General features: G+C 54.0%; 14 protein-coding genes. 6 read left to right on the top strand and 8 right to left on the bottom strand.

Features of this window, described 5'->3' with window-relative positions:
* The first annotated feature begins 2 nt into the window (after positions 1–2).
* Positions 3–716 carry a transcriptional repressor gene (locus JRF57_06360; protein ID MBW2303322.1) on the top strand — a complete coding sequence of 238 codons (714 nt, stop codon included), beginning with the start codon at positions 3–5 and terminating at the stop codon, positions 714–716.
* A gap of 31 nt (positions 717–747) precedes the next feature.
* Here the strand turns inward: JRF57_06360 and hypB are convergent, their stop codons facing one another.
* The 3 genes from hypB to JRF57_06345 are packed head-to-tail and all read right to left on the bottom strand — an operon-like array spanning position 748 to position 2,793.
* Positions 748–1,434 carry a hydrogenase nickel incorporation protein HypB gene (gene hypB / locus JRF57_06355; protein ID MBW2303321.1) on the bottom strand — a complete coding sequence of 229 codons (687 nt, stop codon included), beginning with the start codon at positions 1,432–1,434 and terminating at the stop codon, positions 748–750.
* A 4-nt stretch (positions 1,435–1,438) separates the two neighbouring features.
* Positions 1,439–1,780 carry a hydrogenase maturation nickel metallochaperone HypA gene (gene hypA, locus JRF57_06350; protein MBW2303320.1) on the bottom strand — a complete coding sequence of 114 codons (342 nt, stop codon included), beginning with the start codon at positions 1,778–1,780 and terminating at the stop codon, positions 1,439–1,441.
* A gap of 29 nt (positions 1,781–1,809) precedes the next feature.
* Entirely contained in the window at positions 1,810–2,793 is a 984-nt protein-coding gene (locus tag JRF57_06345; protein ID MBW2303319.1) for a DUF2333 family protein, read from the bottom strand.
* Positions 2,794–3,379: 586 nt separating this feature from the next.
* Between JRF57_06345 and JRF57_06340 the strand changes: the two genes are divergently transcribed.
* The 5 genes from JRF57_06340 to JRF57_06320 all read left to right on the top strand — a co-directional run bounded on the left by JRF57_06340 (position 3,380) and on the right by JRF57_06320 (position 7,070).
* Positions 3,380–4,153, top strand: a complete 774-nt coding sequence (locus JRF57_06340) for an IclR family transcriptional regulator (protein MBW2303318.1) — start codon at positions 3,380–3,382, stop codon at positions 4,151–4,153.
* A gap of 190 nt (positions 4,154–4,343) precedes the next feature.
* The gene (locus tag JRF57_06335) at positions 4,344–5,678 is read left to right on the top strand and encodes a phenylacetate--CoA ligase family protein (protein MBW2303317.1); all 1,335 of its coding nucleotides are present in this window, start codon (positions 4,344–4,346) and stop codon (positions 5,676–5,678) included.
* Between the two features lie 134 nt (positions 5,679–5,812).
* Complete coding sequence (locus JRF57_06330; GenBank protein MBW2303316.1) at positions 5,813–5,992, top strand: hypothetical protein; 180 nt, start codon at positions 5,813–5,815, stop codon at positions 5,990–5,992.
* 252 nt (positions 5,993–6,244) lie between these two features.
* Positions 6,245–6,433, top strand: a complete 189-nt coding sequence (locus tag JRF57_06325; GenBank protein ID MBW2303315.1) for a DUF2080 family transposase-associated protein — start codon at positions 6,245–6,247, stop codon at positions 6,431–6,433.
* A gap of 457 nt (positions 6,434–6,890) precedes the next feature.
* Positions 6,891–7,070 (top strand): hypothetical protein, encoded by a 180-nt coding sequence (locus JRF57_06320; GenBank protein ID MBW2303314.1) that lies wholly within the window; start codon positions 6,891–6,893, stop codon positions 7,068–7,070.
* 192 nt (positions 7,071–7,262) lie between these two features.
* Here the strand turns inward: JRF57_06320 and JRF57_06315 are convergent, their stop codons facing one another.
* The 5 genes from JRF57_06315 to JRF57_06295 form a co-directional block, all read right to left on the bottom strand.
* Positions 7,263–7,568: a hypothetical protein gene (locus JRF57_06315; protein MBW2303313.1), complete on the bottom strand. Its 306-nt coding sequence runs from the start codon at positions 7,566–7,568 to the stop codon at positions 7,263–7,265.
* 139 nt (positions 7,569–7,707) lie between these two features.
* A complete protein-coding gene (locus JRF57_06310) occupies positions 7,708–8,895 on the bottom strand; it encodes an ABC transporter permease (protein ID MBW2303312.1) in 1,188 nt (395 codons plus the stop codon).
* A 70-nt stretch (positions 8,896–8,965) separates the two neighbouring features.
* Positions 8,966–9,679 (bottom strand): ABC transporter ATP-binding protein, encoded by a 714-nt coding sequence (locus JRF57_06305; protein MBW2303311.1) that lies wholly within the window; start codon positions 9,677–9,679, stop codon positions 8,966–8,968.
* Positions 9,679–11,469, bottom strand: a complete 1,791-nt coding sequence (locus tag JRF57_06300) for an efflux RND transporter periplasmic adaptor subunit (GenBank protein ID MBW2303310.1) — start codon at positions 11,467–11,469, stop codon at positions 9,679–9,681. Before JRF57_06300 ends, JRF57_06305 begins: the two co-directional genes overlap by 1 nt.
* A complete protein-coding gene (locus JRF57_06295) occupies positions 11,450–13,336 on the bottom strand; it encodes a TolC family protein (GenBank protein MBW2303309.1) in 1,887 nt (628 codons plus the stop codon). Before JRF57_06295 ends, JRF57_06300 begins: the two co-directional genes overlap by 20 nt.
* Positions 13,337–13,549 lie beyond the last annotated feature (213 nt).

Raw genomic sequence — 13,549 nt, 5'->3', positions numbered from 1 at the left:
CCATGATCCATGACAACGAGTTTGAAAAGGACAATTTCAGGAACCTCATCGAATCAGACACCACCGGGGACCTGGACAAGAGGCTCCATGTGATCGACGCCTTTCTGGGGACCGAGGAGCATGTGACGGTCGAAGACCTGGTGGAGATCCTCAGGAAAAGCGGATACGATTACGATCCCGCCTTTGTTCAGCAATGTCTCAATCGCTGGGTAGAACACGGATTCGCCCAGAAAAAACAATTTGAAGGCCAGCCCCCCCGTTACGAGCATCGCCATCTGGGCCGCCACCACGACCATCTTATCTGCACCAGGTGCGGGAAAATCGAAGAGTTCAGGGACGAGGCACTGGAACGGCTTCAGCTCCAGATAGCGGCCCGGAGAGGGTTCCATATGCTCCAGCACAAGATGGAGATTTACGGCCTCTGCAGCGCATGCCTGGCCAAGAGGAGGCCGTTGCTCCCCCTCGCCATGGCCAAAAACGGTGAAAGTGTCATCATCAAGGAAATCAGGGGGGGAAGGGAGATGATCGGCAGGCTGGCTGCAATGGGGTTTCGCCCGGGAGACATCCTGGAGGTGATCAACAACAACGGCAAAGGCCGGATGATCGTAGGTCACGAATGCTCCCGCCTGGCCCTGGGGCGGGGAATCGCCCAAAAAATCATGGTCTCCCTGGCCCCCCAGGGTCAGGGTCCGGACTGCCGCGAAAAGCGCCAATAAGGCCGGGAAGAACCCCTGGCCCTGAAGGCTCCTAATCGTCACCGCCCCCCCAGGGAGACTCTCCTTCCTTCTTCGCCCGGATCTCTCTACGGATCCACTCAAACCACGATATCAGCCCCTCTTCCGTCTTGCAGGAGATCTCAAGGACCTCAAGGTCCGGCCGGATCTTTCTGGCCGCCTCCATGATGCTTTCAACGCTGCATGTTACGTAGGGAAGAAGGTCGATCTTGTTGATCAAAAGCACCCTTGACTCCCGAAACATGAGAGGATACTTCTCCGGCTTATCGTCCCCCTCGGTCACACTTAGAATCATCACCTTGTGATCTTCCCCCACTTTGAATTCAGCGGGGCAGACCAGGTTCCCCACGTTTTCAATGATGAGGCAATCCAGCCCCTTGATCTCCATTCGCCCCAGGGCGTCCCTCACCATATTGGCGTCCAGGTGGCAGGCGCCTCCGGTGTTGATCTGAATGACCGGAATCCCCTTTCGGGCGATACGGTCCGCGTCACGGGTAGACTGCACGTCTCCTTCGATGACGCCCAGCTTCAGGTCTTCCTTCAATGCATCGATAGTCTTTTCAAGGAGACTTGTCTTCCCGGCCCCCGGCGAACTCATGAGGTTGATGACCAGGACCCTGTTCAGGTCGAAAATCTCCCGGTTCTGGTTTGCTATGCGCTCGTTCGCCTCCAGGACGTTTCGCACCACCGATACCTTCATGATTTCACTCGCCCTCCAGTTCAAAGACCTCCAGTTCCCTGCCCGAAACAGGTTCCACCTCGGAGCTCCCGCAGGAAGGGCACAGGAAGGTATAATCCCTTATCTCGAAGCGGCACCCGCACTCCCTGCACATTCCCATGAGTGGAAGCACTTCCGTGATCAAACGAGCCCCCTCCAGTTCCGTTCCCTGGATCATCACCTCAAAGCAGAAGGAAAGAGATTCAGGGATCACACCGGTCATCTTTCCCAGGCGGAGGTACACGCTTTTGACCCTTCGCATACCATGAGATTCCATCTCCTCCCTGATGATCCGGATCATGTCCCTGGCGATGGACATCTCGTGCATCGTCTGGTCCTGCGGTATCCGGCCCCGGCTCAACCTTCCTTCAAGGCGACAACGAGGGATTGGATCTTTTGTCTCGCATCGTTGAAGAGACCGGATAGGTTCAAGGAATGGTTGGCGAAAATGCTGTCGGGATCTCCGTTGAATACGATCAGGGGCTCGAACTGGCAACGCCCAAGCACCTCCAGGATCTTATCCACAAGTAACAAGGAATTCTTGTCCACGAGCACTTCCTTGAAATCCGAGCGGATCGCCTTGAAGGATTCATTGAGGGCATAGGCCACACCCTGGGCGTAATAAAAATTATCATCTACCCGGTACCAGGGTATATTGATATCCACCACGGTGGAACCTCCCTGGGAGGGAGCGGTTTCGCCAGCCTTTTCCTCGATCATCAGGGTCTGGCTGATGTCTCCCGGGGCGTTGATAAGCCTTGTATTGACTCCTCCCATAAGTGAAGCGTACTGAGTGAGGAGTTCCACCAAATTGTCGGCCCTCGGGTAGAAATCAGACTTTCCGGTGAGTAGATTCCGGTAAAAGGATTCGAGCTGATCATATCCCAATTTCCACTTGCTCTCCGCGGAGGGGAACCACCACTTGTAAGGGTCGTTGGAAAGGGCTGTGAAAGCGGCCTCCGCAAAGGGATCCAGCTTGTCCGTGGTGCGCATCCTGGAAAGGTTGTCCCGCAGGACCCTCACGTTGTATCGAACCACCTCCAGCTCGCCGATCTGGAAATTGGGCATGTTGTCAAGGAATACGGTCGGCCAGAAAAGATCGTTCGGCATCCAGTTCTCGAGCATCTGTTTGACCAGGGCCTGATTGGTCCGAATGAAATGGGCACCCTTGACATTCGCATCCACGTCCTCGAGTACGAGGGGCCCCGGCTTCCTGGAATTCAGGGCCATAACCGCGAGTATGAAAATCCCCAGTACAACGACAAGGACCAATAAAACCGACCCCATGTGCCCCTTCTTGGTGTCCCTGGTGGACATCTTTTTCCGGCTTTTTTCCTTCATGAGTTCTCCCTCTGTTTTTGGTTCCGGTGGAATCGAAAAGCCGCGGATTAACGGCATTCCGCTCCCCCTCTCAGGTCATCGAGGCCCCGTGAAACGCCGGGCCTTAAATGAAAACGAAATAATTTTTCAACCCGGATTATGCAATTGCCAAGTTTCCCGAAGGTGCGAAGACGTACTTTCAGTACTTCAAGCGCCTTACAACGCAGCAGATTAGACAAAATCGGCAATCCCGAAGGGTGACAAATTTTGAATAAATTTGATGTTTCCTGACGGCACCTTTCCAGTGAATGCAATCTGACCTGGAGAGATGTCCACCAGTCTACAATCATTAAATAAATGACTTCTTTCAAAATTTGTCATGCATGCTCCGGGGTCAACAACCTGTAAAAGATATCTCAACAGGTTTGATGGATGATTGTCAATAGCCTTTCCTTGGTGGAGCCCCCTTCGTCATTTTGCATAAAAAATCGTCCGGCTCTTCATAAGAATCCATACAGAAAGACCTTTTTTCTTGACAAACAGACACATGTTAGCTATAGAATAGCTGTTTTCTTCATAAAACAACTGTTTTCTATATATGAATTTTATGGACCGGACTAAAATAAACTACAAGAAGGTCCCGGCGATCGAGAAATGTTTCAATCTACTTGAAATCCTTTCCAGAACCGATCAGGCCCTCGGAATCAGTGAAATCGCAAGGCGTTTAGGCTACCATAAGGGGACCGTCTACAATATGGTATACACCCTGTTGGATCTGGGAATTCTTGAACAGACCCAGAAAAACAAATTCCGCCTCGGTGCCCGCCTCTATTCCCTCGGGAGGGCGGCCGGAAACAGCTCCGAGCTGATCCGAACCGTGCACCCCTTCCTTGAGGACATTCACAGGAAACTCCATCTTTCGGCCTATCTCGGAGTCCTCGTTGGAGACCATGTCGTAACCATGGATAAGGTTGATTCCCCCATCCACCTGAAAGTCTCATCTGAAATCGGACTCTCAACCCACATACTGGTCGGCGCCGTGGGTAAGATCATTCTTTCCAAGATGAGCGATGAACAGATCGAGGAGATCTTGTCGCGTTATGAGTTGAAGCCTTACACCCCTTATTCCATAGTGGACAAGGGAAAGTTCATGGAAATGATCCGTAAAACCAGGGAGGATGGTTACGCTTACAGCAACCAGGAATACATAGAGGGCATCCGGGCCCTGGCGGTGCCCCTGAACAACTACAAACAGAACCTCATGACCGCCATCTACATCCTGGGATTGAACAGTCAGATCCAGGACAAGGACGTGGCATCTTACGGTGAACTCCTGAAGCAAACGGCCAGAACCATAGATGAGCGTCTGGCCATGAGCTGACAGCCTTTCCCGGGACTATTCCTCTTTTGCCGGAGGGGGCGGGGCCGACGGCCTTGCAGGCAAGTTCCAAGAGGACGGTCCGGGCTGCAACAAAAACGCCGGATGCTCCGGGAGACATGGTGAAACCCTTAAACCGGATATCCCGGCAGACCGTTAATGATCAATATTTTTTTCAAGAAAAGGGGGCGATATGTATACCGAACAAAAGTACTGGAACCCATTGCTGGAAACCCTGCCCGGGGAAAAACTGAGAGATCTCCAGCTCAAGAAGTTCAGGAGAATCTTCCAGTGGGCCTATGAACATTCCAAGTTCCACAGATCCCTGTACGACGAGGCGGGGATCAAGCCCGAAGACATCCGTTCTTTCGAGGACATCCGGCGGGTTCCCAAGGTCGAGAAGAGCATGATGCGGGACATCCAGAGAAAGGACCCGTTTCCTTACGGTGACGCCCTCTGCGTTCCCCTGGAGGAGGTGACCGAGTTCCGCCAGACGAGCGGAACCACAGGACAACCCGTGTACCAGCCGGACACCTGGCAGGACTGGGAGTGGTGGGCCGAGTGCTGGTCCTATATCCTTTGGGCCCAGGGTTACAGGCCGCAGGACCGTGTCTTCCTCCCCTTCGGCTACAACGTATTCGTGGCCTTTTGGGCGGCCCATTACGCCGCGGAGAAGATCGGCTGCGAGGTGATCCCCGGCGGCGTTCTGGATACCCAGGCCCGTATTCTCAAGATCCAGGAATTGCGACCCACAGCCATGATGGCGACCCCTACTTACGTCCTGGGAATGGCGGACACGGCACGAAACAAGATGGGGCTTGACCCCAGGGAGATGACCATCAACAAGATCACCTGCGCCGGGGAACCCGGGGCCTCCATCCCCACCACAAAGCAACGGATGGAGGAGGCGTGGAACGCCAAGGTTTACGATCACGCGGGGGCCACGGAAATCGGCGCATGGTGCTTCGAGTGCGAGGAGCAGTCCGGCGGGCTCCACGTGAACGAGGCCTTCTTCCTGGTGGAGATCGAAGACGTGGATACCGGGGAGCCCATCCTGGAACCCGGCAGACGCGGCAAGATGATCATAACGGCCCTTGACCGGGTCGCCCAGCCGTGCATCCGCTTCGACTCCAAGGACATCATCGTGTGGGGAGAAGAAGCCTGTCCCTGCGGCCGGACCTTTCGTTTGATAAAGGGGGGGATCATCGGAAGGGCCGACGATATCACAAAAGTCAAGGGAGTTCTGCTGGCTCCGGCAGCCATCGAAGAAGTCGTGCGAGGTTTCAAGGAACTCAGCGACGAGTTCGAGGTGGTGGTCGACAAGGTAGGGGATGTCGACCGGATCACCCTCAAGGTGGAACTCATGCCGGAATTCAAGAGCAGGCAGGAAGAGATCGCAGGCCGCCTCAAGGACGAACTCCGGGTTAAGACCAACCTTGGATACAAGCTGGAATTCCACGAGTACGAGTCTCTTCCCCGGTACGAAGTCAAGGCCAAGCGGTTCAAGGATCTCCGGAAGACCCATTGAGGGGGCCGCCCCTGCGGGATCTTCTGCGGTTCTGCTTCTCCCACAACAAAAATACCGTCTGTGGATCCCGGGAGAAGACGAGCCTTAGCTATCTGCTCCAGGACATAACCGGTTCAAGAAGGAGAAAAAACATCATGGCAGACCAACAAATCGATTTACAGGCCCTGGATGCCAAGATTCAAACCATAAAGGAAGCGGCGGAGGAGCTGAAGTCTATGGGGGAAAACAACCCCGCCCTTGCGCGAAACGCGGTTCGGATCCTGGCCAGCGCCAAAATGCTGGAGATCAACATCTCGGATCTCGTCAGGTTGTGATGTGACGAAACCTTATTGAAAAACATTCGATTTTATTCAAGGGTGAAGTTTCAGGCCCTGAGAAGAAGACGAAAATTTCCACCACAGGGATACAAATCTTACCGCCTTCCGGGCGGGTCCCCGGTTTGAGGCTGACACCCAAATTGAGCAAAGGAAGTCATTTTCCAAAGGGCTTTTCACATGTTCCCGGGGTGGGACCCTGCCCGGGGAGTGGAGAACAAAAATCAGTTTTTTTGAAAAGGAGAGTTTGACGTGCCGAAAACCGATCGAAAAACACCTTCCCGGTCATCAAAACCGAGAAAAGGCAAAGGGAGAGTGAAGATTGAACTTTTTGGAAAGGCTGCAATCGACAAAAAGGTAGGAACGAGCGGCAAGACCGGCAGGATCTATGTTCCCCCGGAATGGGTGGGGCACCAGGTCCTGGTCATACGCCTCGACTAGTCAAGGAAGGGAACAGGTCGTTTTTCCGAGGTGCACACCTTCCTGAAGTGCGCCTCGGGTTTTATATGCCTGTTTCCACATCCCTTTTCTCGGAAAGGGAGGATTGATTCATCGGAGGGCTCTCAAGCACAGCACCTCCCCTTCTTAAAACCGATCCTTCCAGTGCGGAAGTCCGCCTCCCCGTTCATTGAAAAAACCTGCATATGTCGGGGCAGGGAATCTCTCACTTTCGGGAGGGTCCCTGTCCCCAAAAAAAGTGAAGTGAGTGAAGTGAAGTGATAAGAACTTCCTTTTTTGGATCTAAACATAAGGGATTTGTGGTAGTATTTCAAAAGTGATGTAAAATTTCTTGAACCTGAAAATACAAGGGCTTAACCTTCCCATAGGTGAAAATCAAAGGTCCCGAAAGGGGCCGAAAACCTGCCTGACGGCAGGGCAGGAAGGAAGGAGAAGCCCTATGGAAAAAAGAGTAACAGAGCAAGAGGTTATTCCTGCCTGCCGCGCTTCGCCCGCTGGCCTCCTGAAGCTTGCGGTCCCGGGCAGCGAAGATCTCCTCCTCACGGCCTTCCAGCTTGTCCTTGGGCGTGATGTAACCCAGGGCACTGTGCAGCCTTTGGGGTCCCCACTCCACTTGTGAAGACACCCTACCTCCCTCAACACCCGATACCCGCTGGAGGGATTCAACACCACCACGACTTGGTCTATCAATATATGGGCCACCCCTCGGGTTTTCCCGAGTGTTTTTCAAAGCCACATGCTCTTCCATCACCTCGGAGAGCACTTCGTTCTTCTGGGTCCGTTTCTTTTCTAACCTCTCGATGATCTGCTCTCATTTCTTCGTCCGACGGCTCACCTTCTTTTCAAAGGGCCGGCTGTTCCCTCTCAGCCTCTCTGATAAAGCCTTTGTCATCCGGAAGGCCCCTTCCACTGTCTTGAAGCCATCAGGATTTACCAGAAAGCACGTTGCAGGAGAAAGCAGGCTCCTTGATATCATAAGATCCACATCAATTCCCTTTTTACTCAAGGAATGCCAGATATCTTTTAGCTTCTGGTCAATTGAATCGATAGCCTCATTGTGAAAAGGTTCGAAATTGGAGGGTACTATACCCCACACAATGATGCCCCCTCTCTCCAACCACATCCTTGTGGGGCATCACCGCCATTGCCGTTGTAAGGAGGTCACCAGGTATGCTATTGAGTTCTTTCAAGACAACCTCGCATCTTCTCGCAAGTCTTTCTCTTTTTCTCTGAAATGTCCTTGACTTACATCAAACCTATTCGTGCCTGAGGGCGATTATGGGATCCACTTCCGCTGCGCGGGCGGCGGGGTAGAGCCCGAAGATGATGCCTATACCCATGCTGATCACAAGGGGCAGTATGATGCTTAAAGGGGTTATAACTGTGGGCATGGCGGCAATGTAAGTGATCAGGAGGGGGATGAAAACCCCGAGTCCCAGTCCCGCGATGCCCCCAATCGTGGAGAGGACAACCGTCTCTATGAGAAACTGGGTGATGATCTGCCCCTTTTTCGCGCCAATGGCCCTTCTGATCCCGATCTCCCTGGTCCTTTCGGTCACAGAGGCGAGCATGATATTCATGATACCTATCCCTCCCACCAGGAGGCTGATACCAGCAATGGAACCCAGGACGATATTAAAGGTCCTCTTTGTGGCCTCCGCCTGCTTCAGGAGAGCCAGGGGGACGCTCATCACATAGTCCTTCTTGTCATGGAAACGCTCCAGCATGGCCTCAAGGCCCTTGGCGGTCCTTTCCACTTCCTCCATCCTTGTCACCTCCAGGATGATCTGGTCCAATTCCACCCTCTTCATCTCAAAGGAACCCGATGTCCTCTTGATGCTCGTATCCCCATAATAGGCCTTGGCCACCTCGATAGGGATATAGGCATCCACTACCTGGTCCGGTAGCTGGATACCTCCAGAGCTTCCCTTCTCGCTCATGACGATCCCGATCACCCTGAAACTGTTGCCCCCGATCCTGATGTCCTGTCCTATGGTGTTCCTGGTGGCAAGGAGCCTCCGGGCCCCGAACTCTGTGAGCACGACCACAGGGGCCTTATTTATGGAATCCAGTGGCATCAGGACCCTCCCACCAATAATGGGTCTCCTGACCAGGTCAAACCAGGCCGGTGTGGTCCCCACCACCCTGAGCTCAAGGGACCTCTCGCCCAGGCGGCCCTCCTCCCTGACCAGCTTGACGGGGACGGCCTCTTTTATGGTAGAAAACGTCTGGGAGATCCTGTCAAAGTCATTATAGGTCAGGCCGTATACACTCATTCGGACCCTCGTGGTGGAAGGGGCCTCCTCCTCAACGGACTTCACCGAGTTTATCAAGATATTATTGCTCCCCACCTTCCTGATCTGTTCTAGGGCCTCCTTGCTCGCGCCTTCTCCGACCGCCAGCATGGCCACGACGCTCCCCACGCCGAAGACCACGCCCAACATGGTGAGGAAGGACCGGAGCTTGTGGAGCTTCAGGTTTTCGATCCCCAACAGGATGTCCCTTGTCAGCCTGTTATGTCCCAGCATCCCTGGTTTCCAGCCTTTCTATGACCCCGTCCCTCATGTAGAGCCTGTTTTCCGCATACTGTGCTATCTGTTCCTCATGAGTGACTATGATGATGGTCTTTCCACGGTCGTGGAGCCCGTCGAGGAGTTCCAGAATCTGCCTCCCAGTGGTCGTATCCAGGTTCCCGGTGGGCTCATCTGCAAGGAGTATCATCGGGTCGTTGGCCATGGCCCTTGCTATGGCCACCCTCTGCATCTGCCCGCCGGACAGCTCCGAAGGCCTGTGATCGAGCCTTCCCTCGAGCCCCACCTGGTTTGCAAGTTCCTCGGCACGCCTGCTGCTTTCTCGTGGATCCCAACCCAGGTAATACAGGGGCAGTTCGATGTTCTTCTGGACCGTAAGCTGGGGGATAAGGTTGAAGCTCTGGAAGATAAAACCCAGGTGCCTGAGCCTGAATTCGCTCAATGCATCATCATCCAGCTCACTCACATCATGACCCTCAAGGAGGTATCGTCCCTTCGTGAGGCGGTCAAGACAGCCAAGGATATTCATCATGGTGCTCTTGCCGGATCCGCTCGGGCCCATAATGGCCCAAAAACTCCCTTTCTTAAAGGCGATGCTTATATTGTCAAGGGCCCTCACCGCCTGGGAACCCATAGGGTAGATCTTGGTGGCGCCTTCGAGTATTATGATTTCCTGATCATTCCTTGAGGGTTCCATCAAGGGAGGCCTCCCGAAAGAACCTGGCCTTGTCTCTCACCCTGAGGCGGGACCCTTTCAGGCGCTTCACTGACAGTGATATATCCGTCATTGTCCTTGTCAAGACGGTCAAAGACCTCCGGCGGACCTCTGAACTCGTCCCTTGAGACCCTGTTGTCGCCATCCTTGTCCGCTGTCTTGATAAAGGCCTCTCCGAAAGAGCGGCCCTGGATCCCTGCGATAGGGGCCCCCTTGGTAGCGGGTCCTTTTGCTCCTCCTTTTGTAGAGGTAACAGGCCCTGGCACATCAAGTGCCGCCTCAGAGAGTGGAGGGGCCAGGGAGACCAACTCCCCCGGCTCCAACCCTTGGATGATCCTGATCATGCTGTTGTTGCTGAGGCCTGTCTCCACGACCCTGGGGTGGATCTTTCCCCCTTCTACGACATAGACCGTCGGCCTGCCCCTGACCTGGAGCACTGCCTGCACAGGGACATAGACCGTATCTTCATACTCCGCCACGATTATCTCTGCGTTGCAGCTCATGCCGCTTCTGAGGAGTCGGGTGTTTACGCTGTCATCGAGTCGGATGACCGTGTCATATATCTTCAGGTCAGGGTTTAAAAAGGCGCTCCTGGGATCGGGCAGGGGCGCTATGGAAACGACCCTGCCCGAAAATCTCTCCCCTGGAAGGGCGTCCACCTTCACATCCACCTGCAGGCCCGGCTTGACCTTATCCAGACTGGCCTCATAGACCCCGATCTCTGCATTGAAACCCGACGTGGTGGGTAGGTGTATCAATTCCTGTCTCTCCTGGACAGTGGCCCCCTCTGAGAGTGGCTCGGGCCTGGGACCGAAGCGGTGGCCCCGGTCCGCGCTTGTGGCATAGATGACCAGGCCGTCTGCCGGGGCATAGATCTTCGTCTTCCGGATCTGGGACTCGATCCTTTGGAGTTTGTCCTGTTGCCTTTTGTATTCTGATTCCTTCGCTGCAAGGTTTGCCTTTGCCTGGACTACATCGGCCTTTGCCTTCCTGATCGTCCTTTCAAGAGACATCTTGGCCTGCTTGACATCGCTCTCAAGTTGCGCAAGACGCCTCTTGTGTGTGAAATCCTTCAGAAGCCCCTGTTCATTTTTCACCAGCTCTAAGTCAAGGAGGGCCTTTTTCTCTGCCAACTCATCGGCCTGGAGTTCTGTCTGTGAAATATATCCCTCTTCAAAGAGCCTCCGCGACCATTCCAGCCTCTCTCTGGCCCTCGTGAGCTCCTCTTTAGCGATGGTGATCTTGGATTCCATCTCCTTTAACTGGTTTGGATATTCTCCCTGGGTGTATTTTTCCAGGTCCTGGAGGGCGAAGTCATAGTTCAGTCGGGCGATATCCACATCGCTCTGTGCCTGGTTCTCCACCACTGCAAGGGCCTCCCGTGCCGAGATAAACGCCGCTTCCGCGTTCTGGACCCTTATCTCCTGATCGATCTTCTGGTCCAGGAGCGCACTGGCATCCAGTTCCACCAAGAGGTCCCCTTTTTTGACCCTTGTCCCCTCATCCACGAGGTATATAATAGAAGTCCTTCCCTCTACCTCACTCTTGACAATGATCTTCTCCCTGGCCTGGATGGTCCCCGATTCCGTTATACTGATCTTCAGGGGACCCCTCTTCACCGAAAACACTGGCATATCACCCAATGATCCATCGTCCTTGGAAAAACCCACAAAGGCCCAAGAGGCCAGGACAATGGTCAGCAGGATGAGGAGGGAGGAAACCAGTATTTGTCTTTTCCTCGATCCTCTTTTCCTATTGGTCTCCTTTGGCATCTTCCTTACCTATCAGGACAAAGTCCTCCATGATTCCCCTCTCATCGATCTTCAGAGTTCCTATCTCCCTTTGGAATTCCAGTTCGGCCACCCTGTAATTCACAGCGGCCTCCATCAGGGCGTTCCTTGCATTGATCAGGGCCTCTTCTGCATCCAGTATGTCCCGGACCTGGGCCCTTCCCGCCCTGAAGAAGAGGTCGGTGCTCTTCACCCTCTTTTCAGCCAGGGCAAGGGCATGATATTGTATCCTCAGGCCTTCCCTGGCCTCAAGCATGTCCCTCAGCCTATTTCTAACGGCCAGCTTGATGTCGTCTTCAAGATCCTGCAGGTCCCTCACGGCCTTCTCAAGGTCAAGAAGGGCCTTCCGGAGTTCATTCCTCTCTCCGCTCCTGTCCAGGGCGAGGTCGAGGCTCAAGATCCCTGTATAGACCCCTTTATCCAATCCCGGATCAGCGTCGGCCATGTGGGCATTGGCAAGAGACCGACCTTCTCCTGTCTCTGCCTTGCCAAAGAGGGTCAGTTCAGGTCGGAGGGCATCGGCCCTGACCACCACCTTCCGCTGGGCGTCAAGGACCTTGCCTTCTATGATCCTGAGGTCCAAGCGATTCTCAAGGGCGATCTCTATTGCTTTCGTGGCATCCATCTCCAAGGGACCGGGCTTCCCTTCCGCCTTATAGATGAATTCAGGGTCCTCCCGCAGTCCCTGTTCCTGGAGGATTTTGCTTATGAGGCCCTCTATCTCGGACCTGTCTAGTTCCACCGCTGCATCCGGGGGCAGGCCGAGGTCCCTCTTGAAGGCATCGAGGAGGCCCTTATACAGTTCCCTTTCCCGGACCAAACGGTTCCTTGCGGCAAGCTCCCTCTGGACCGCCTGATCCACTTCTATCTCTGTTGAACGGCCCGCATTGGCCAACATCCTCAACCGCTTTGTCGATTCCCTGAGGTTATTATAGTTCTTAGTGGCATTTCCCACACGTTCCTGCTGTTCCAGAACTGAAAGGTAACTGCCGGCAATCTCTACTGCAAAGACCTTTTTGAACCTCTCAAATTCATATATGGCATAGATGACGTTCCGCTCGGCCTGGGTCAGGGGCTCCGCCACAATATGCCTGCCAGAACCCCTGAGGAGGGGAATAGAGATGGAGGTATCGGCGGAGATCCCGAGGGAAGAAGTCATGCCGTGGCTGAGGAGTTTGGCCAGGTCCAGTACAAGCGAGGCCGCTATGCCCGCACCGTGAATCAGGTCCTTCTTGACATCCAACGAGCCGCCGATCTCAATCCCCCTCACGGTCCCTTTTGGGGTCAGGCTCCCTGACCCATCATTGGTATAAGAAAGATCTCCCTTAGCTTCCATGATGTATTTAAAGTCATTTCTCCTGAGGTCAAGGTCAAGGGCGGCCCGAAACACGTCCTCCTTTTTGGATTGATATGCCGAGCTGTTCATGGCACCCACCTGGAGGGCCTGGATAAGGGTGAGCTTAAGGGGTTTGTCTATGGGGATATTTATGGACGTATCAGGGGGGCGTGACCGGGTCTTGTCATACAATTCAGGCCAATGTTCAACAGGGTGGAGCCTGTCCGTGCCGAGGGATGCCTCGCTCGAATAGGGAAGTGCCTGGTCTAAAAGGAGCCTCCTCCTCAGGATATTCTCGGGCCGGATATCAAATCCTTCATGCCTGCCGACGGCCTGTTCCTGTTTTTCCCTGATGATTGCAAGGGCGGCCTCGTCTGCATCACGGAGGTGTTGTGAAGTGCTCTTACACCCTGCTCCGGAGAAGATCAGGACAAAGGGTATCATGAGCCAAAAAAAGGGATGAATCCCTCTCCTATCCAGAAACACCCCCCTTTGAACCTCATTCGACGGCATATCCCCGTCCTCCAACCCATGTAGTATCCTAACCCTATTGCATCGTAATTGATTAATCAAATCGGTATCATTATGCAATAAAAACACCTTCAAAGGTCTCTATGAACCCGAATACCTGTTCGGGTCTTCCCTGCCTGGCGGCAGACAGGCGAGAAGATGGCCACGGCTTTTTTTAAGATATCACGCTCCCTGCGCAGCCTCGCGTTATCCCGT

It is taken from the genome of Deltaproteobacteria bacterium (assembly GCA_019310525.1).
Classification (GTDB): Bacteria; Desulfobacterota; DSM-4660; order Desulfatiglandales; family HGW-15; genus JAFDEE01.
This window is presented reverse-complemented; position numbering and strand designations above follow the sequence as displayed.